At 61.5% G+C, this 20475-nt stretch carries 14 protein-coding genes; 3 read left to right on the top strand and 11 right to left on the bottom strand.

Going from position 1 to position 20475, the window contains the following annotated elements:
• The first annotated feature begins 2 nt into the window (after positions 1–2).
• Entirely contained in the window at positions 3–2807 is a 2805-nt protein-coding gene (prsT, locus tag ABWL39_RS17725; protein WP_367794425.1) for an XrtA/PEP-CTERM system TPR-repeat protein PrsT, read from the top strand.
• A gap of 287 nt (positions 2808–3094) precedes the next feature.
• On the opposite strand, the gene ABWL39_RS17720 is transcribed toward prsT, so the two are convergent.
• From ABWL39_RS17720 to ABWL39_RS17670, 11 genes are all read right to left on the bottom strand, one after another.
• Positions 3095–4045 carry an EDSAP-1 family PEP-CTERM protein gene (locus ABWL39_RS17720; protein ID WP_367794422.1) on the bottom strand — a complete coding sequence of 317 codons (951 nt, stop codon included), beginning with the start codon at positions 4043–4045 and terminating at the stop codon, positions 3095–3097.
• Between the two features lie 373 nt (positions 4046–4418).
• A complete protein-coding gene (locus ABWL39_RS17715; RefSeq protein ID WP_367794419.1) occupies positions 4419–5321 on the bottom strand; it encodes a class I SAM-dependent methyltransferase in 903 nt (300 codons plus the stop codon).
• A 15-nt stretch (positions 5322–5336) separates the two neighbouring features.
• Positions 5337–6947 (bottom strand): FAD-dependent oxidoreductase, encoded by a 1611-nt coding sequence (locus ABWL39_RS17710; protein WP_367794416.1) that lies wholly within the window; start codon positions 6945–6947, stop codon positions 5337–5339.
• 2 nt (positions 6948–6949) lie between these two features.
• Positions 6950–8167, bottom strand: coding sequence for a glycosyltransferase (locus ABWL39_RS17705; protein ID WP_367794413.1), 1218 nt, complete (start codon positions 8165–8167; stop codon positions 6950–6952).
• A 3-nt stretch (positions 8168–8170) separates the two neighbouring features.
• The gene (locus ABWL39_RS17700) at positions 8171–10150 is read right to left on the bottom strand and encodes a ThiF family adenylyltransferase (protein WP_367794410.1); all 1980 of its coding nucleotides are present in this window, start codon (positions 10148–10150) and stop codon (positions 8171–8173) included.
• 3 nt (positions 10151–10153) lie between these two features.
• Complete coding sequence (locus ABWL39_RS17695; protein WP_367794408.1) at positions 10154–10924, bottom strand: N-acetyltransferase; 771 nt, start codon at positions 10922–10924, stop codon at positions 10154–10156.
• Between the two features lie 169 nt (positions 10925–11093).
• On the bottom strand, positions 11094–13718 hold the full coding sequence (locus tag ABWL39_RS17690) for an EAL domain-containing protein (RefSeq protein ID WP_367794405.1): 2625 nt from the start codon (positions 13716–13718) through the stop codon (positions 11094–11096).
• 73 nt (positions 13719–13791) lie between these two features.
• Positions 13792–16083: a type I DNA topoisomerase gene (topA, locus tag ABWL39_RS17685; RefSeq protein ID WP_367794403.1), complete on the bottom strand. Its 2292-nt coding sequence runs from the start codon at positions 16081–16083 to the stop codon at positions 13792–13794.
• Positions 16084–16154: 71 nt separating this feature from the next.
• Positions 16155–16607, bottom strand: coding sequence for a DUF494 family protein (locus ABWL39_RS17680; RefSeq protein WP_367794400.1), 453 nt, complete (start codon positions 16605–16607; stop codon positions 16155–16157).
• Positions 16608–16678: 71 nt separating this feature from the next.
• Positions 16679–17779: a DNA-processing protein DprA gene (gene dprA, locus ABWL39_RS17675; protein ID WP_367794397.1), complete on the bottom strand. Its 1101-nt coding sequence runs from the start codon at positions 17777–17779 to the stop codon at positions 16679–16681.
• A complete protein-coding gene (locus ABWL39_RS17670) occupies positions 17776–18834 on the bottom strand; it encodes a LysM peptidoglycan-binding domain-containing protein (RefSeq protein ID WP_367794394.1) in 1059 nt (352 codons plus the stop codon). Before ABWL39_RS17670 ends, dprA begins: the two co-directional genes overlap by 4 nt.
• A gap of 141 nt (positions 18835–18975) precedes the next feature.
• On the opposite strand from ABWL39_RS17670, the gene def reads away from it, so the two are divergent.
• Positions 18976–19482: a peptide deformylase gene (gene def / locus ABWL39_RS17665; RefSeq protein WP_367794391.1), complete on the top strand. Its 507-nt coding sequence runs from the start codon at positions 18976–18978 to the stop codon at positions 19480–19482.
• A 23-nt stretch (positions 19483–19505) separates the two neighbouring features.
• Positions 19506–20432 (top strand): methionyl-tRNA formyltransferase, encoded by a 927-nt coding sequence (gene fmt / locus ABWL39_RS17660; protein ID WP_367794388.1) that lies wholly within the window; start codon positions 19506–19508, stop codon positions 20430–20432.
• Positions 20433–20475 lie beyond the last annotated feature (43 nt).

The raw sequence follows: 20475 nt of genomic DNA, 5'->3' as shown, positions 1-20475 counted from the left end.
TCATGTCGTTCAATGTGAGTCACCCTTTTGCTCTGCGCCCCATTGCCCGGCTGGTGCTGGTGCTTACTCTCACCGGCGGTGTCGTCGCGTGCGGTAAGAGTGGCGGGTCGGCGCAGGATCACCTGGCCGAAGCCAGAAAACTGAGCCAGCAAGGCAAGGTATCCGCTGCCGCGATCGAAGCCAAGAACGCCTTGCAGGCCGACCCTAAGCTGGCGGAAGCGCGTCAGCTGCTGGGCGAGCTGCAACTGTTCATCGGCAACGGCCCCGAGGCAGAGAAGGAGCTGCGCCGCGCGGTGGAACTCGGCATCAGCCTCGAAACGGTCAAGCCTCAGCTGGGGCGGGCGCTGCTGCAGCAATACAGCTACGACAAGCTGCTGAAGGAGGTGGATGTCTCTCCCGCCAGCTCACGTTCGAACCGCGCGCGGATTCTTGCCTTGCGGGCGGAAGCCACGCAGGGCAAGGGGCAGTGGGATGAGGGCTGCAAGCTGTACGAGCAGGCCTTGGCGGAAGACCCGGAATTTGCCGAATCCTATCTGGGGCAGGCTGCCTGCGTGATGCTCAAGGATGGTGCCGGGGCCGCGCGCAAGCTGCTGGAAAAAGCCCAGCAACTCGACCCCAAGAATCAGAGCGTGTGGATCACCGCCGGCAATTTCGAGCGTATGGAAAAGCAGTACGATGCTGCCGAGAAGGCCTATGCCAAGGCGCTAGCCCTCTACCCCGGCAATGTGAACGCCTATCTGGAACGTGCCGCCATGCGGCTGGAGACGGGGCACACGAAGGAAGCTGCCGGCGATATCGACGCTGCGCTCAAGCTGTTGCCAGGGCACCCGATCGGCTCTTTCCTGAAAGGGAAGATGAAATACCAGGAAAAGCGCTATGGCGAAGCCCAGGCGCTGTTCGATGCCACCTTGAAGGTTCTGCCCAACTATGATCAGGCAATCCTGTGGCTCGGGTTTTCGCATTTTGCCCAAGGGCACTACGAGCAGGCTACCTCGCAGTTTGGTCAGTATCTGACGCAGCATCCCGACGCCACCAATATCGCCGCGCTGAGGGCGCTGGCGCTGGCCCGACTTGGGGACAAGGATGCATCGGAGAAATCGGTTGCCGCCCTGAAAGGGCTCAAGGTAGACGATCCACAGGTATTGGGCGTCATCGCACAGACCCAGACCCTGCTCAATCAGGGGGATGAAGCGGCCAAGACGCTGGAGCGCGCCGTCTCGCTCGGCGCCAACGCTACCCATACCCGCCTGAGCCTGGCCCGCATGCTGGAGGCGCAGGGGCGGCACAGCGAGGCCGCACGCCAGATCGACGAGATCAAGGACATGGTGAAGGCACCCACGGAGCAGGTGCAGGTCATCTGGATGCTGCTGTCCAAGGGCGATCATGCCGGGGCGCTCAAGGTAGTGGAGAAGATGCAGGCAGCCGAGCCGAAAAGCGCGCTGCCTTACGCTTTCCGCGGCTTGACCTTGTTGCTAGAAGGGAAAGTGGCTGACGCCAAGGCGCAGTTCGAGAAGAGCTACACCATGCAGCCCGGCGACTCGTTTGCATCGATGTATCTCGCGCGCATTTATGAAAGCGAAGGCCAGTTGGACAAGGCACGCGAAGTGTTGCGAAAGGCCGTCGGCGCGAGCAAGGACAGCATGCGGCTGATGCTGACCTGGGTCGCCATCGAAGACCGTGCCGGGCGCCATCAGGAGGCCAGGCAGCTGTTGGCGGAAATCGTCACCAAATATCCGGAACGTCCCGGCCCGAGTGTGCTGCTGGCAAGCAACTACCTGCGTGAGAATCAGCCTCTGAAAGCGCTTGAGGCGACCCGGCTGGCGAGCCAGGCCTTTCCCGATGATCCCGATCTGCTCAAGATCCGTGGCACGGCCTACACCATGGCTGGTGACGTCAATGCCGCCGCCACGACGCTCGAGCGCTTGGTCAAGGGGCGCCCGAAGGATGCCAGTGCGAAGGCCATGCTGGCGACTGCCTATGCGGACAAGGGCGACTTCGACAAGAGTCTCCCGCTGCTGGAAGAAGCGCTGAAGGCCGACCCCGGCAATCTACACTACAAGTTCTCCCTGGCGAGTGTGTATCGCCAACAGCGCAAGTTCGACGATGCCTTGCGCCTCGTGCGCGCCGTGCGCAAGGTAGACTCGAAGACGGTCAGCTACGCGGTGCTCGAGGCCAATACGCTGGCTCAGCAGAACAAGCCGGCAGACGCGATTGTGATCATGGAACAGACGAGCAAGAGCAACCCCAATTCGGCCCAGGCCGTCATGACACTCGCCAGCCTGTACGAGAACACCAATAGCGTGGACAAGGCGATCAACGTGCTTGCGCCGTGGAGCAGCGCCCACACGGCCGATGTCGCGGCTTCCGCCTACCTGGGCGCCCTGTATCAGTCCAAGGGTGCCGAGAAGGAGGCATTGGCGGCCTATGAGCGTGGCTTGAAGGTATCTGCAGGCGACCCGCTGCTCAAGAACAATATCGCCTGGCTCGTGCGCAAGCAGGACCCTGCACGCGCACTTATGCTTGCGCAGCAGGCTTATGCGGCGCTGCCAAAAGATGGCACCATTGCCGACACCCTGGGCTGGCTGTATTTCGAGCAAGGCAAGGTCGGCAAGGCATTGGACGTGTTCACCGCGGCAGCCGACAAATTGCCGAATAACCCGGAGACGCGTTATCACTATGCGGCGGTCCTGGCCAAGTCGGGAGATAAGGCCAAGGCCAAGAGCGTGCTGAAACCGGTACTCGATGCCAAGGGCACATTCCCGCAACGGGCGGAGGCAGAGACGCTGATGCTCAGCCTGCAGCGCTAGCCCGATCAACTCCCCGGAAAAATGGCGCCAGCCTCTCGGTTGGCGCCATTTCTTTGAAATCTGCCTGGCGATCCCGGTGCAACACCGCCCGCTGCGACACCGAATGCATTGCCTGGGCCAGGAGGCGGCATGCGCTGGCACGCTGTGTGCGAAGGCCCGTACCGGTGAGGTGCACGGGGATGTCTATCGTCGGGCCTGGTATCGGGCTGGCATGCGATAGGCAGACAAAAAAAGACAACGGGCAAGTGCATCAGCACTTGCCCGTCATCAATACTGGCAAGCCAGTATTAGCCTACATACTTGCGGCGAATCAGGCCCAGACCAGCCAGACCCAGACCCAGCAACAGTGCCGAACCAGGTTCCGGAACGGTCAGACGCAAGTCAGCACGTTCGTCCATGGACAGGAACAGGGTGTAAGTGCCGTTAGCCAGCGCATTGGTGATGGCTGCGAAGTGCTTCATGCTGCCAGTACCAACGTCCACGCCGACAGAAGCATCGCCAGTCGGATCGTAGTCAGCCGTGCCGGTAGCAATGTGGCTACGCGAAACGCTGCGGTTCAGGCTGGTGTCATCGGCCGATTCTGTACCACCGGTGATGCCAGTACCCAGCTGACCATCGGGCGTCCACGAGAAGACGGTGTTGCCTGCGTCGTCAACGATGGAGATCTGAACAGCCAGACGTGCTGTAGCCAGTGTCGGGGGCATCGAGCCCGGATCAACGATGGCGCGCAGGTACGGATCAGCGAAGAAGTCGAAGCTGACGGTCGTGTTGTTAGTCGCAACGAAGCTGGTTTGCAGCGACGACAGCGATTGGTTTTCAGCCTGGCCCAGCGCAGTGCCGGTGCTTACCAGGTTGGCTTCGGCCACGTTCCAGGCACGAGTCGAGCTGCCCGGGAACGGGGTTTGAATCGAAACGATCTGTGCGTCGCCACGAGCGTAGTTAACGCCAGTCTTGCCTTGCGGAGTCAGGTCGTTTTCTGCCTTGGCAACGTTGATTTGCGAAGCCAGTGCGTCAGCGGTCGCATTGAAGCCGCTGTCGGTGTGGTTTACGGTTGCTGCGTTCAAGTCCGCACGGGTCGTGCTCTTGGACTGGATATCAGCAGCAGCGAATGCTGGCGACGAGGTGATGACCAGGTCTTTGATGTGGTTGTACGACAGGGCATAAGCACCTGCATGGGCCTGCCCTGCAACCATTGCTGCGGCGATGGGCGCCAGCGCAAATAGCTTGTTGAGCTTCATGTTTGCTCCTCGGGTTAACGATATTGAAAAACTCTTTGTACGCCCTAAGCATAAGCATGGGCCGTGCCAACTTGTATAACATCTATTAAAATCATGATATTGCGTGTTGTTTTGGCGGGTGTTCGGTAGGCCGGGTGGGCTGGGTGTAAAGAATGCCGACATCTGCTCAGGAGGCTTGATTGGCGTTTTCCCTCATCTTCCCGGCAAAACCCCGAATCGGCTTGCGAAGCCCAGGTGGATTGGGGGGCACACCAGCCTGCTCAGCCTGACGGCGTGTCAAATTATCTGACGCCGGGGATATATGCGAAGAAGGCTGCCGATTACACGCGGACACGGCTTGCCATCGCGCCACAGCCCGCCAGGCATAAGGGCTTCAGAGGCCTTGCCCTGGGGCTTTCTTCAACACGATCGCCGGTTCATAGGCGCAGGGCAGGAAATAGCCAAAAAAGGCATAGAACAGCAGGCTGGGCTTTTTGAGGATGACCTTGCCCGCATCTGGCGCCAGCGATCGGTCCACCACATGGCCCAAGGCCTTGCTGAATTCGTCGAGAAAGCGATAGTTCGAGAATGGCTTCAGCGTGTCCATGTAGGATCGGCGGTAGCTTTTGAGCAGGGCCAGGCCTGTGTCGCGGCCGATCTTTTCGAGGCTCTGCTGGTTGAACAGCACCCGGTGGAAGGGCTGGTGCAAGCGCATCAGCTCACTGGAGAGATTGCTCATGTCGACGCCCTCGACGTCTGCAGTACCGATGTACAGCAGGCCGCCAGGCTTGACCAGGCCGGCACAGTCCTTGGCAAATTGCCGCGGGTCGGGCACATGCTCGATGACGTCATTGGCGATCACGCAGTCGAACTGCTGGCCGGTGGGCGGGGTTGCGTAGCCCTGCACGTAGGGGTCGTAGCCGTGAACATCGCCATACCCCTGTTCACGCAGGTATTCGAGCATCAGGCCGTTGCCGCAGCCCATGTCGAGAATCCGCGCATCCTTGCGCAGGCCGGCGAACTGCAGCCGCTTCAGCAGATTGGCCAGCGTACCTTTGGCAAACACGTCCAGGCGCCGCATATTGAGCGGATAGTTGGTGTAGATGTCCTGAAAATCGACCGGGTCCACATTGTGGATGCTCTGGCACTTCGGGCATTGCCACAGATTGAATTGCTGCTGCCTGAAACGCTCGGTATTGCCACGTGCCTGCCCGCACTCGCTGGCAGCGGGTGATTGCGTCTGGTAGCCGCAAATCTTGCATTGATAGGTCGGGCGGGTGGCAGCTTCGCTGGACATGATGTGGGTCTCCCCTTAGGGCTGTCGGGCGTTGTCGATGAGGTGGCGGGCAACCCGCAGGGCGTTGGCTGCGATGGTCAGGGATGGGTTGGTGCCGCCGCTCGACGGGAAAAACGCGCTGTCGACGATATAGAGATTGGGCAGGTCGTGGCAACGATTGTTGCGGTCGACCACGCTGTCGCCGGGCTTATCGCCGGCACGGCAGGTGCCGCAGGCATGGGCGATCAACTCGGGGTTTTCGGCCTGCTTGATCAGCTTGTAGGCGTAAGGGGCGAGCAGCTCGGCCATCTTGCTCCGCATCAGCTGAATTCTGCCGAGCTCCTCGGGCCGGGTCCGATAACGGATGTGGATTTTCCCGTCGACAACCCGTACCTGGTTGTCGGCATAGGGCAGGTCTTCCACGATCGTGGCCAGCACGACGCTATGCTCGACCATGCCGCCCAATGCCCGCCGGAGGCCCGGCTTGACCAGGCCGTACACGGGTTGCAGGGCCGAGAAACGGCTCTTGGCAATGTCGGCCTTGAGCGATTCGGCCAGGATGCCAGGCGGCGGTAGCCGGCCGAACGATTGCACCGTGCCGAGTTTGCCGGCGGGTGACAGGTACAGGTCGTTGAAGGCGATCTGCTTCATCCGGTTGTCGCCACGCCCTCGCGGCGTGAGCACGTACAGGTCGGTGTAGTGATGCATCAGGTTGCGGCCGACCAGGCCCGAGTGGTTGGCGACGCCGGACGGCCATTGCTCGCTCGTCGACTGCAGCAGGATGCGAGGGGTGTTCAATGCACCGGCCGCCAGTATCACGAGCGGTGCCCGCAGGGTAAAGCGCTCGCCGTCGCGCAGGCACTCCACGCCACTCACCCGTTGGGTGTCGGCATGAAGGCGGGTGACCGTGCAACGGTCGAGCAGGGCTGCGCCAAAGTCGCGCAGCGCCGGGGTCAGGCAGGCTGTTGCCGCGTCAATCTTGCAACCCTTTGAACACAGATAGCCCTGGCAGCACGCGCAACCCTCGACAAGGCGGCAGGCAAGCGGGATCTGGTAAGGGTGCAGGCCCTTGTGTTGAAAGTGCTCGAACAACTCCTGGTTCAGCGGGGTCAGCGCTGGCGGCGTGCCGAACGAGCTGGCGCCATGGTTCGCCTTCAGCGGGTCGACGCTGCCCCGCACGTCGAATAGCGCTTCGGCCTCGGCATAGAAGGGGAGCAGCTCCCGATAACTGATGGGCCAGCGCTCCGGGAGTGTGCTGTTGTGCCCTGGATGGTGCCGTGCGGGCTCGAAATCTTCGGGGAAGAATCGCTCCAGCGCCATGCCGTACAGGGCACTGGAGCCCCCGGTGCCACAGCCGATGAACGGCATGTGGCGGTGGCTGCGGCCGTTCTGCTCGATGACCAGCGACTCGGCCCAGCGGCCGGCCTGTTGCAGTATCTCGCCGTGCTTGTCCTGCGGATAGTCGGGGCGATCGAAGTAAGTCTCCGCATAGTCGCCAGAGCGCCCGCCTCGTGTCGTGTCCCGACCCTGTTCGCAGAACAGCACGCGCCAACCCGCACGCGCCAGCGCATGGCCGAGGGTGGCGCCCCCCATGCCGGTGCCGACGATGATGCAGTCCCACTCGCGTTGAAGGATGTCCGCAGACATGATCACCCACCGGTCAGGCGCGTCAGCAGCGTACCGAAGGCCTGGGCGGGATCGTATTGCCGTATCAACCCGCTCAGCCTGCGAGCCTGCTCGCCCTGTCGCCCAGTTTCGATGATGCGGGTGGTCGCCTCGACCAGATTGGCAATCGAGTGTTTGCCGCTGCGCAAGCTGACACCGGCACCGGCATTTTCCACCAGCGACATGTTGAGGTACTGGTCGAGATTCACCGGCATGCCGATTATCGGCTTGCCGGCGGCCAGGGCCTGATAGCAGGTTGGGCTGCCGCCATTGCAAATCACCAGCGAGGCCCGCTCCACAGCCTGATCACCGGGCAGAAAATCGGCGACGAACTCGTTTCCTGCCAGGCGCTCCAGTTTGACGCGGCCGGCGGTTGCGCCGACCACCGTCATGGGGAGATTGCTGAGCGCCGACATGACCTCCGGCAGCAATTTTCCATGCCCCGAGCTACCCAGGTTGACGTAGACCACTGGCTTGTCGGTCGGGATGCGCTCCCACCAGGCCGGCGCTGCGACATTGGGCGCCCACTGGACGGGACCGATGAACTGGTGGTGCGATGGCAGCTGCCGTGTCGGCACCAGCTCCGCGATGTCCGAATAGAGCGTGAAATCGGCGTTGGTATAGGCGTGGCGCAAATCAGCCGGCAGGCGCGGCTGGTTGAAATGGCGCAGCATGCCGTTGATCGGGGCGGCGTGTTGGGCAAAGGCCAGGGGCCTGACCAGGTCGAACAGCTTTTGTGCCATGCGCACACCCAGAATCCGTGTGGGAGGGATGTCCGGCACGACATAGCGGATGTCCGCAAACGGACTCCAGTAGGCGTTGGTGAGGCTGATATAGGGCACCTTGGCCAGACGGGCGCTGGCGGCCAGCGACAGGCGGAAATCCCCGACGACGACATCCGGCCGGAAGGATTCGATCAGCTTGAGGTCTTCCTCGACGTAGGTGATCAGATCCTGCTTGCGGTAGATCGGCTTGCCGCCATCCAGGGCGTTGAAAAACTGCTCGCTGGGAATGGTGTGGATATCATGCAGCGGAACGCTGGGGGTGCCGATCGCCATGCGGTAACGCGGGTCACAGGCGACCAGTGGCTCGTATCGGCTGCGATCGAGGGTCTCGGCGAGCGCCAGCATGCGCCCGACATGGGCCAGCGTGACGGCTTCGGCGACAAACAGGATTCTGGGGCGGCGAGCGTCCAACATCATGGATCAGCGAGGGGCCGTGGGCGTGACGAGCAGCTTGCTCAGCGGCAGCCGCGTCGAGCGGGCCGTGGCGGCGGGGCCTGCGCCGATCCGGCCCATGAACACCGCCCGGTTCAGGGTCTGCTCGCCAACGTGGGCGGATAATCTGGCCGACAGCTTGACGGCTTGCTCCCACAGCCCCGCTTCCTGCGAGAAGCGCTTGTTGGCGCGCACATAGCTGGCGAAGATCAGCGGCGTCATTTCGGGCTGCAACTGCAGGCCCAGCTTGCAGGCCGTGAGCCAGAAGCGCTGCACGGCACGCCCTGCCTCAACATAGTCGTCCACCGTGCGGGGGGCCTGCTCTGCCACCAGCATGAAGTGTGCGGCGCAAGCCAGGCCGGGGATCAGGTCGAGCTGCAGGCGGGGTAGCCAGGTGCCAGCAAAATAGGTGTTCAGCAGTTTCACCCGGCCCCAGCTGTGCATGGCCCAGCGCATCAGCTTGAGGCCGATGGGGTCGAGCCCGACGGCCTGGTCGGGCAGGCGGTCTTCGCTGTATTGCGCATCCCAGGCGATGATCGCCTTATGTACCTTGTAGGCTTCCGGCATGGTCAACCGGATCTTGGCGTTGCGGAACAGGATGCGGGCGACTTTCCAGCGTTGCGCCGAGCCTTCCATCCATTCGACGCGAAAATGGCCGCCCAGAGCGGATTCCAGGGCTTGTTTCTGCTGCGCGCCGAGCGGCGCCGTGCTGAGCGGGCGTCGCTGCACGCTGCGTACCGTCAACTGGTCGAACAGCTCGCTGGTGCTGCGGGTGGGGGCCGGTACCAGCGTGACGTCGTACTGGCTTTTCGTTTCGTTCTCCGCCGTCCCTCGCCGCGCATATTGAACGGCCAGGCCGAAGCGGCTGGCCGCGATGTCGAGCGTCTCGATCAGCGCGCCGACAGACAGCTGGCTCGGGCGGCCATCCACGTCGTACACCACCTCATCGCGCGTATCGAAGGTATGGATGGTGAAGCGGTATTCGCCGGTAATTTCGAAACGCCATACCTGCGTATTGTCGCCACTGGGCGCCCAGCGCGCCAGGTCCAGAATCTGTTCCAGCACGCTGGCACCGTCACCCGCCGAGCGGTACGACAGGCGGGGCTGAGCCGCTGCCTTCAGCATGTGCCGTGCCAGCGCGAGCTTGATGCGCTGCAAGGGGTTGCCGTTGCCGCCGGGCAGATGCGTCCGTACCAGCTTGTTTCGGTAGGCATCGAAGTGCAGGCCGTGCGGGGCCGTTACCACGTCGCCGCGCTTCAGCAGGATCTTGAGCGCCTGGGTGGCCGCCATGCCCGCGCAAAGCTGGCAGGCCATGATCGTCGAGGGACCGCGCTTTTCCGCGAGGTTGATGCGCGACGGGTCGACCAGATAGCCCATGTGCAGGCGGGCAGGGGCCAAGCCAAGCAGGAAGCGTAGCCCCTGCTCGAATTCATCGTGCCCCTCCATGCGGAAGTACTGCTCGAACGTCATGCCGCCGGGCAGGAAGTTCAGCACGGCGGTGCCCATGCCGAGCGGGGCCGCGGTGACGGCCGGTATGCCTTTGGCCGCGCAGGCGGCAAACATCTTTTTCCTGGCGTCGAAGGCGAAGAAATCCAGGCTGTCGACATACAGATCGACGCCGTCGAGAAACTGGTCGAGATTGCTGTCGTCAACGCCAGCGGGAAACATGCGGATATCGAGCTCGGGATTGATGTCGAGCGCCATGGCCCGCATCGTGTCGACCTTCGGTTTACCCAGGGTCGATACCATCGCACCGGCCTGCCGGTTGAAGTTGGCGACATCGAAGGTGTCGAAGTCGGACAGATTGAAAGCGCCGATACCCAGCCGGGTCAGCGTCAGCAGATGGCTGCCGCCTACCCCCCCCATGCCGGCAATGGCGATGCGCTTGGCTCTCAGGCTTTGCTGCTCGCTTTCGGTAACCCACCCCAGGTTGCGGGAAAATGCTTCTCGGTATTCGAATATCGGCATGCTTTAGGCCTGAAGGTCGAGCAGAACGAGGCGGTTGGCGATCCCTTCCTCTTCTGCCGGGGAGAAGAAGTATGGGTAGAAGGATTTTTCGGTCGAAGCCAGCTCGGGCTTCCCGCCGAAGTGGCGAGCCAGCGTGTGCAGATAGTCGAGATCGATGCCCATCAGCACGGCGGGCGCATTCACGCGTGTGTTGAGGCGCTGCTCGCCCAGTTGGGTGAAGCTCAGCATGCGCTCGTAGAACTTCACGTGGCGCGGATTGACCTCGATGCAGATATCGGTAAATTTCCGGATATTGCGGGCGTAAATCACCGCAATGTGGAACAGCGACGCCAGCACGCGCTTGGAACGGATGTCGCCATCCACCGCGAGCTTGATGAATTCGCACATCCTGCGGCCTTGTGCGCGCAGCTTGTCGATTTCGTCCTGATAGAGCTGGTCGACCAGCAAGCCGATCGGCGAATCGAAGTTGATGCTGATTGTGCCAATAGTCGACTCTCCTGCCGAAGCCAGCAGGGTGATCCGGTTCGGGTCCCGGTCGAGTGAGGTGGAGCTGCCATAGCCACGCCAGGAATACATCTTGTTGATCAGCATGCTCGCTGAGCTACGCTGGCCCGCATTGTCGGCGAGACGAATCTTGAACTCCCGTTGTTGCGTAGCCAATTCTGTGGTTCCCGTCGTTTCAGGCAATTCCTGACACAGTGAGCGAATATTTCTGTCGTATTCGAATGGCACTCCAACGATCGTGTCCGGCGTATCGTCTTGGGGCGAGATCATGTGCGCATCCTCACAGTGGCACCGGAAACCGGTCAGTCCGTCAACAGTTATTTGGCTGTTGAAGTATAGACACGAAAGAGATATGGAGCGGCCCATGATTCTATCTCTTGGGCCATTCTTATAGATAGCTTATTACTATCGTCGCATATGTATGCGTGCAGGTGTCGATTCAATCGGCATGAAACGACGACACGCCATGCCGCAACAGCTCGACGCATTTTTCCGCCGACAGCGGATTGCCGAAGTAGTGGCCCTGCAGGCGTTTCACCCCGAGGCCGAGCAGGAAGCTGGCGGTGGTCGACTTTTCGACGCCCTCGACCACTACCTCCAGCCCAAGCGCCTGGGCCATCTGCACGATGGCCTGCACGATGCGCCGACCCTCTTCGGTGTGCAGGCGTGAGGTGAACGAGACATCGATCTTGATGGTGTCGACGGGCATCTCGTGCAGCTGGGAGAGCGAGGAGTAGCCCGTGCCAAAGTCGTCGATCGCGATGGTAAAGCCTTCCTGCGACAGCTGCTTCAGGTGCACCATCTGTTGCGAATAGTCCGTCAGTGCGATGCTCTCGGTGATCTCGAGCTCGATATCCTGTGGCTTGAGGCCATGGCTTGCCAGTTGCTGCTGGATTCGGGCAGAAAAGTCCTGGGAAAACAGCTGCGCGCGCGAGACGTTGATCGCCAGCTTCTGGGAAAGGCCCTCGTTACGCCAGCGCCTGAGCACCGCAAACGCCTGGTCGATCATCTGATCGCCAAGCTCCTTGATCAGGCCCAGACGTTCCGCCATGGGGATGAAGATCTGCGGGCTGACCCAGCCATCCTGGTCGTCATGCCAGCGTGCCAGTGTTTCGACCGAAACGACGCAGCTGGTCTCGGCATTGACGATGGGCTGGAAATACACCTCCAGCTTGGCCCGCTCGATGGCCGTGGAGAGCTTGGCCTGAAGCGCCACCTGCTCACGCGCATCGGCCCGCAGGTGGACGACATCGTTATAGAACTGCACGTTGTTGCGGCCGAGCGATTTGGCGTAGAACATGGTGCTGTCGGCTGCCGACATCAGCGATTCATCGTCATTCGCATCGTCCGGAAAGACGGCAAAGCCAATGCTGATGGTGGACTTGGTCTCGAGCCCATCGATGTAAATGCCTTCCCGCGCGATCTCGCGCAGACGCTCGGCGATATTGCGCAGCGGCGTCAGGTTGGGCAGGTCGGGTAGCAGCACCACAAATTCGTCGCCGCCCCAGCGCGCCAGCGTGTCGATATCGCGCAGTACCGAGCGCAGCTGTTTGGCGAGATTCACCAGCACGCGATCGCCGGCGGAGTGCCCAAACGTATCGTTGATCTGCTTGAAGTGATCGAGGTCGATGAAGCCAAGCGCCACCTTCAGGTTGTTGCGCCGGGCGCGGATCAGCGCCTGGTGCAGGTGATCGTCGAGCAGAATGCGGTTGGGTAGCTGGGTGAGCGAGTCGAACAGGGCGAGCTGGGTGATGTGGCGCTCATGCAGATAGGCGGTGGTGATGTCACGCAGCACCCCGCGCAGACTGCTGATATCGCCCTCGGGGCTGCAGTGTGCAATCAGCTTGGCTTCTATCCAGGCGTTTTCGTTGTCCGGGCGCGGCATCTTGAAACGGACCGTTTGCGTGTGCGTCTCACCGCCCGCCAGCGAGTCGATGGCCAGCTGCAGCTTCTCCCTGTCTTCGTAGGGCAGGAAGTGCGTCAGCGCGAAGCCGTAATCTTCCTCGATGGCATCGATTTCAATGCCGCGGAATTTGGCCCACGGGACCGTAGTTTTCAGCAGGGCGCCACTCGGCGACAGATCGACGATCGCCTCTTCAAGCAGGCTCAGGGTCTCGAGCAGGGTCTTCTGCCAGGCTTCTTCCTGCATGACACTGGTGACATCACGCACCAGCGCCACGATGTGGCGGCCTTCCCCGCTTTCCGCCGGCACGATCTGCATGCGTGCGAGGAAGTAGGAGTGGCTATCCATCATGGGAATGGAAAGCTTGATCGTTTCCACCCCTCCCTTGCGGAACAGCTTGTTGGCGCTGCGTCTGAATGCCGCAGCCATTTCGCTGGGGAGCGCCTGCTTCAGGTCCTTGCCCAATAGCTCGGCATTGGGCATGGCGGGGTGGCTGGACCAGACGTTGACCACGACGCCGCGCTCGTCGAACTCGAGCACCATATCGTCGGACACTGACACCAGCGCCTCGAGACGACGCTGGTTGGCCTTTGTGACGAGCTGCGCCCGGCGCTGGGTGAGCGCCATCGCCAGGTCGTTGGCCAGCGCCGACAGCACCTTCAGCTCGATCGAATGCCAGTCGCGGCGTGGGCGATGCCCCGCGAACAGCAGGAAGCCATCGAGGTCGCCAGAAGACAGCAAGGGAATGCCGACCAAGCTGCCCAGACCGTGGCGCGCGAACAGCAGCCGTTCCCGTTCCGGCAGATCGGCGCGATCGCGGATGAAGATCATGCCGACACGCAAGGTATCGGTCAGCTCGGGATAATCCGAGTAGTGCAGTGTCTTGATGCCGTCGAGCGCCGCCTCAATGGCGGTCGAACTGGACCATGATGCGAGTACGCGGGCTGATTCGTCGTCCGTATCGCGCAGATTGGTGTAGAGAACGCACAGGTCGGAGTGGGTGGTCGCCGCGAGCTGCTGGACGATCTCGGCGAAGCTTTCGTCTTCGGTGCTGTCCAGCAGTTGCGAGGTGACGGTATCGAGCGCCCCGAGATAGGCCTCGTAGATGGCTAGCTCTCGGCCTCGCTGTGCGGCGGCATCTTTTGGGGGCATCGTGTTCATGCGATATTACGTTGAGACCACCCTGCGGCCATGCGCCCACGGCTGGCCACGGGCACATGCCGGAACGATGATGTCAGGCCGTCACCGGCGGCTCGACTTGCTCTGTGAAACCGCATTCCTTTTGCGGGCAGACCTTTTCGGTGCCGCGCCGCTTGGTGGTCTTCAGGGTCAGGATCGGCCAGCCGCACTTTGGGCAGGGCTCGTTGACCGGCGGATTCCATACCGCGTACTTGCACTTGGGGTAGGTGTTGCAAGAGTAGAACATCTTGCCGTAACGGCTCTTGCGCTCGATCAGGCTGCCGGTCTTGCATTCAGGGCAGACGACACCGGTGTCCTTCGGTTTTTCGAGCGGCTCGATGTGCTTGCACTTGGGGTAGCCGGAACAACCGATGAACTTGCCGTAAGGCCCCTGCTTGATGACCAGCGGACTGTCGCACTCGGGGCAGGTCCGTCCCTCGATCACCGCCGGGGCTTCTTCGGCCGCCGCCTGATCTTCGTTCAGATTACGGGTGTAGTCGCACTCCGGGTAGCCGGTACAGCCGATGAACTTGCCGCGCTTGCCCAGGCGGATGGCCAAGGGTTTCGAGCACTTTGGGCATGCCTCGTCGATCGCCTCCTGGGTGATCTCCTGGCGCGAAATGTTCTGCTTTTCCTTCACCTGGTTGTCGAAGCCCTGCCAGAACTCGTCGAGAACCGGAATCCACTCGCGCTCGCCGTTGGATACCTCGTCGAGACGGTCTTCCAGTTTTGCCGTGAAGTTGTAATCGACATAGGTGCCGAAGTGCTCGGTCAGGAACTTGTTGACCACTTCGCCCACGTCGGTCGGCAGGAAGCGCTTCTTGTCCAGGATCACATATTCGCGGTCCTTGAGCGTCGAGATGATGCTTGCGTAGGTTGATGGCCGGCCGATGCCGAACTCTTCCAGCGCCTTGACCAGGCTCGCTTCAGAGTAGCGTGGCGGTGGCTGGGTGAAGTGCTGCTCACCCGACAGCTTGTCTACCGGGATGGTTTCGCCGACTTCCAGCAATGGCAGGCGGGCGTCGCCTTCTTCCTCGGCGTCGTCCGCATCTTCCTGATACACCGCGATGAAGCCCGGGAAGGTCAGGACCTGCCCCGATGCCCTGAACAGCGTACTTTCGTCGCTGCCAACCGCGATGTCGAGGCTCGTCGTGTCGAACTTGGCCGGCGACATCTGGCAGGACAGCGTGCGCTTCCAGATCATCTCGTAGAGTTTGAACTGTTCTGGCGTCAGGAAAGGCTTGACGGCCTCCGGCGTTCTGCTGATGGAAGTCGGGCGGATGGCCTCGTGGGCTTCCTGAGCGTTCTTCGCCTTGTTCTTGTAGGTGACCGGGTTGGCCGGCAGGTAGCCCTTGTCGAAGTTTGTCGTGATGTAGTCGCGGATCTCGGCAATGGCTTCGTTCGCAAGGTTGACCGAGTCGGTACGCATATACGTGATCAGACCGACAATCCCGCCGCCGACATCGATACCTTCATACAATTGCTGCGCCGTCCGCATGGTGCGGTCGGTCGTCATGCCCAGCTTGCGCACGGCTTCCTGCTGCATGGTCGAGGTGGTGAACGGCGCTGTTGGATTGCGTGTCTTCTTGCGCTTGTCGACCTTGACGATATGCGCGCTGTCGCCCGCCGCGCGGATGGCTGCCAACACCTCGTCGTGGCGTTGCTGGTTGGGGATGCTGAACTGTTCGAGCTTTTCGCCCTGAAACTGAAACAGCTTAGCGCCGAACTTCTGGCGACCCTTGTGGCTATCCAGGTGGATGGTCCAATACTCTTCCTGCTTGAAGGTGCGAATCTCGGCTTCGCGCTCGCAGATGAGGCGCAGTGCCGGGCTCTGCACGCGCCCAGCCGACAAGCCGCGGCGAATCTTTTTCCACAGCAGCGGCGAAAGATTGAAGCCGACCAGGTAATCAAGGGCTCGCCGCGCCTGCTGCGCATTGACCAGGTCCATCGATACCGTGCGTGGATGAGCAACCGCATCCTTGACGGCGGTTTGTGTGATCTCGTGGAAAACGACGCGCTGGACGTTCTTGTCCTTGAGCAGCTTCTTGCTCTGAAGGATTTCCAGGATGTGCCAGGCAATCGCCTCGCCTTCGCGGTCCGGGTCAGTTGCCAGATAGATGTTGTCGGCATCCTTCACGGCACCGGCGATGGCATCGACATGCTTTTGGTTGCGCTCGATGACCTGATACTTCATGGCAAACTGATTGGCCGTATCGACCGCCCCCTGCTTGGGAACCAGATCCCGAACGTGGCCGTAGGAGGCAAGGATTTCGAAATCCTTGCCCAGGTATTTTTTCAGTGTCTTCGCCTTGGAGGGCGATTCGACGATCAGTAGATTTGTCGGCATCGTATTAACAAAAAATGCGCCCGAAGCGCATTATTGACGGGCCCGCATCACCGGTCTGGTGTGGCGGTGCATCAGTGCATTTGCTCCGGCGTGTGGTTCAGTAATTCCTCGACCAGCAGGGCATCCAGCGGCTGGCGCTGATTCCAGAGTACCATCAGCGTTGTCAGCTTGGTTCGTTCAAGGCCGACCGATCGGCTATTCAGTGCCATCAGGCGGTCAATCACCAACTCCCGCTGCTGTGGGGTAATCGCATCGGCTTGTTCCAGGAAACAGAGGAAACCCCGGCTATCGGCGTCGAGCTTGGACAACTCTTCCGCAGCAAAGACGCGGACACCCGAGGTCGAACCGAAGTCGCCTTCATAGCATTGGCTATGGCTGTCGAGGTCGGCAAGCCAGTCGAGCGCTTCATCTATATCACCATCATCGAAGCCTGCTGCCGACAATTTGCGGGACAGCGTATCCCAGTCTGGGCGGTATTCGGTGTGGTAATACTGTTCGAACAGGAAAACCAATACGTCAAACATGTTTTCTCTTTCGGCCGGCATGCCGGCCGGTGTGTGGAGCATAGCCCATGGGGCCATGGCCCCGGGGCACGTCAGTTGCACCGTTGATAACGGCTGCCTGGCAAGCTGTTGACTCGCGACTCCAACTCCAGTTTTAACAGAATGGCGCATACCTTATCTGGCGTCAAGCCGCTGCGCGTGCAGATGGTATCGACACTGACCGGGTCGAAGCCCATGCTTGCAAGCAACTGTTGTTCCTCGTCGGTTGGGGGCGCCAGTTCAATCGTCTGTGCCGGGCTCGGCGCAGGGGCTGCCTTGCCCTGCCATCTGAGTTCATCGAGGATGTCCTGTGCCGTCTCGACGAGCTTGGCGCCCTGCTTGATCAAGGCGTGGCAGCCGCGCGCAACGGGGGAGTGGATCGATCCCGGGATGGCGAATACTTCCCTGCCTTGCTCTGCCGCCAGACGCGCCGTGATCAGCGAGCCGCTCTGCAGGGCCGCCTCGACCACCAGGCAGCCCAGGCTGAGGCCGCTGATGATGCGGTTGCGCCGGGGAAAGTTGCCGGCCAGGGCCGGCACGCCGAGGGGAAACTCCGACAGGATGGCCCCCGATTGCGCCAGTTGATGGGCGATGTCTCGATTGCGCGCCGGGTAGACTCGATCCAGCCCTGTGCCGACGACGGCGATGCTGCTGCCGGGGCCGGTAAGCCCGCCCTCATGGGCCGCGCGATCAACGCCATGGGCCAGACCGCTGACGATGGTGAGCCCGGCTGCGCTCAGTGCCGCGGAAAAGGAGCGGGCCGTGTCCGCACCTTGCGGAGTCGCATGTCGGCTGCCCACCATGGCCAGCGCCGGGGCACTGAGTAGGTCGCGCCGGCCCTTGAGGTAGAGCATGGCTGGCGGGTCTGCGGTTTCCAGCAGTGCTGGCGGGTAATCGGTATCGGCCAGCGTGATCAGATGGTTGTCTGGCTGGCTGAGCCAGTCCAGCGTGGTCGCCAGCAGCGCACTGTCGGGGCCGGCGAGAAAGGCATCAATCTGGCGGGGCTTGAGCACGCCCTGTAGCTGTGTTCTAGAAGCACAAACGGCAGCCTCTGGGCTGCCGAATGTTTGCAACAGTTTGATCTGCTGGGCTGCGGACAGGCCCGGAATCAGTCCGAGCCTGAGCCAGGGGCTGGCCTCATCGGCCGTCGTCAAGGCTTGTGCACCTCGTCCAGTAGTTCGACTGGCGTTTCCGTGTTGGTGATCAGGGCATAGGATACGCGGTCGAATACCCGGAAGATGAATGCAACTGCGTTACGTTCGGCTGGCGTGTAAAGTGTTTCCTCCGACGGTGATTCCTTGCGGATGAGGCGGCCGTGACGGAAGAGGCCAACCACGTGACCTGGCTCCAGCCCGTCGCGTGCACCCTTGTTGATGACGATGGTGGAATACTGGCCGGCGATCGATACCCCACCATAGGTCGAGATGACCTTGCCGTTCGGGTCGTTATCGGGCACATGCGGCACGTAATTGAAGATTTCCTGCTTGTTCGTCGCAATCAGGCGATCACCGACGACGACCTCTTGCTTGGAGCTCACCAGGCGTATCGTGTTGACCTTGCCGTCCCGCTTGAGAACGCGGGCATCGCCGAGGTAAACGGCTTCGTGGCCCAGTACTTCCTTGCCGTTCTTGCTGTCCGGGTCGAGCAGCGCCTTGCCAGGGCGGAAAACCTGCCAGGTGCCGGTCACTTCCGTGGTGGGCATGCCCACCACGTAAGCATTTTCACCAGAGGCCACGATCACTCGGCCATCCTGCGTTTCGCCGATACGCGGGGCGTTTCTGAGTTGTGCGTCGGAAACCACCAGTGGCTGGCTCAGGAATGGCTCGATGACGGAGGGGGCGATGCTCGGAATCGCAAAGCGGCTGAGTTCTTCGCTGCGCACGCGGGGGCTGAGCACCGTCACGCCGTTGGCGCCTGCCGATTCCCCATTCTTGACGAGCCTGAGCCGCGGTGTGCCGCCCGAGGTATCGAGCACAATCACGTCGCCGGGATAGATCCAGTGCGGGTTCTTGATTTCATCGCGGTTGAGCTGCCAGATTTCCGGCCAGCGCCAAGGCTGTTTCAGAAACTTGCCGGAGATGTCCCATAAGGTGTCGCCTTTTACAACGACATAACGATCAGGCACGTTATCCTGCAGTTTGAGTTCGTCGGCCTGGGCGGTGGTCAGCAGTCCGCCGAGCATGACCAGCGATATGATAGACTTGCGCATTGAAAAGCCTCGCTCTAGAGCTTATTTTAGTTTTCTGGCGATTGACGGGAAGTGTGATCAGCCCGGCGATTTATCCAGACTGCATGTTTCTTTAGAATCTTCTTAGATTCTGCATCCGAATTATTCAAGTGGCAAGCAATAATGGCGATTCTCAATATCCTGCACTATCCGGACGATAGGCTGCACAAGGTGGCGGCACCGATCACCGATTTTGGCCCTGAACTACAGCGGTTGATCGATGATATGGCAGATACCATGTATGCGGCGCCCGGTGTGGGTCTGGCTGCGACCCAGGTGGACCGGCATATCCAGATGTTCCTGGCCGATGTCAGCGACGAGCAGAACGAGCTCCTGGTCTTCATCAATCCGCGCATCACGCATCTAGACGGCGACTGCGAGCTGGAAGAGGGCTGTCTGTCGGTGCCGGGCATCTATGACAAGGTTGCCGGCCGCGCCAGGCAGGTGACGGTCGAGGCGCTCGACCGCCATGGCAAGCCTTTCAAGCTCGAGGCGGATGGCCTGCTCGGCCTGTGCATCCAGCACGAGCTCGACCACCTGCTGGGTAAGGTGTTCGTCGAATACCTGTCGCGCCTCAAGCAGGATCGCATCCTCAATAAGCTGAAGAAGAATCGCCGCAAGTCGATGTGACGACGCGGTCGAGGGCCGAATCCATGAAATTGATTTTTGCCGGGACGCCCGAATTTGCGGCGTCCTCCTTGGCCGCACTCATCGCTGCCGGGCACGAGGTCGCGTTGGTGTTGACGCAGCCGGATCGCCCTGCCGGCCGTGGCATGAAACTGACCCCGAGCCCGGTCAAGCAGCTTGCGCTGCAGCACGGCCTGCCGGTGGAGCAGCCGCTGAGCCTGAAGAAAGAGGCAGCGCAACAGTTGCTGCGCGATGTGGGCGCGGACGTGATGGTTGTCGCGGCTTATGGCCTGATCCTGCCGCAGGCGGTACTCGACATTCCCCGACTGGGCTGCCTCAACGTCCATGCCTCGCTGTTGCCCCGCTGGCGCGGTGCCGCGCCCATACAACGGGCGATCCAGGTGGGCGACAGCGAGACGGGGATCACCATCATGCAGATGGAGGCCGGCCTCGACACGGGGCCGATGCTGCTCAAGCGCAGCGTGACGATCGCGGCGGACGACAATGCCGGCACCTTGCATGACAAGCTGGCCGACATGGGCGGGCAGGCGATCGTGGCGGCGCTCGGTGCCTATGCGTCGGGCACGCCTGTGGCCGAGCCGCAGGATGATGCCCAGGCCAACTACGCGGCGAAACTGACCAAGGCCGAGGCTGAGATCGATTGGTCTAAGCCGGCCGCCGAAGTGGCGCGTAGCGTGCGTGCATTCAACCCGTTTCCCGTCGCGTTCACCTCGCTTGCCGGTGAGCCGCTCAAGGTGTGGCGCGCCGAGCCTGCCAGCGGCAGCGGTGCGCCGGGCAGCGTGCTGAATGTCAGTACGGACGGCGTCTGGGTGGCCTGCGGCGAGGGTGCGCTGAAGGTGCTGGAGCTGCAACGTGCCGGCGGCAAGCGGCTGCCGGTGTCGGCCTTTCTGGCCGGCACGCCATTGCAGGTCGGCCAGCAGCTGGGCAGTTGAATTTCAGCCTGACGGGGCGATCCAAGCAGATGGTCTCGTTTCT

Origin of the sequence: Chitinivorax sp. PXF-14 (genome assembly GCF_040812015.1) — a bacterium.
Taxonomy (GTDB): domain Bacteria; phylum Pseudomonadota; class Gammaproteobacteria; order Burkholderiales; family SCOH01; genus JBFNXJ01.
The sequence above is the reverse complement of the archived record's forward strand: the minus strand, read 5'-3'. Positions and strand labels throughout refer to the sequence as shown.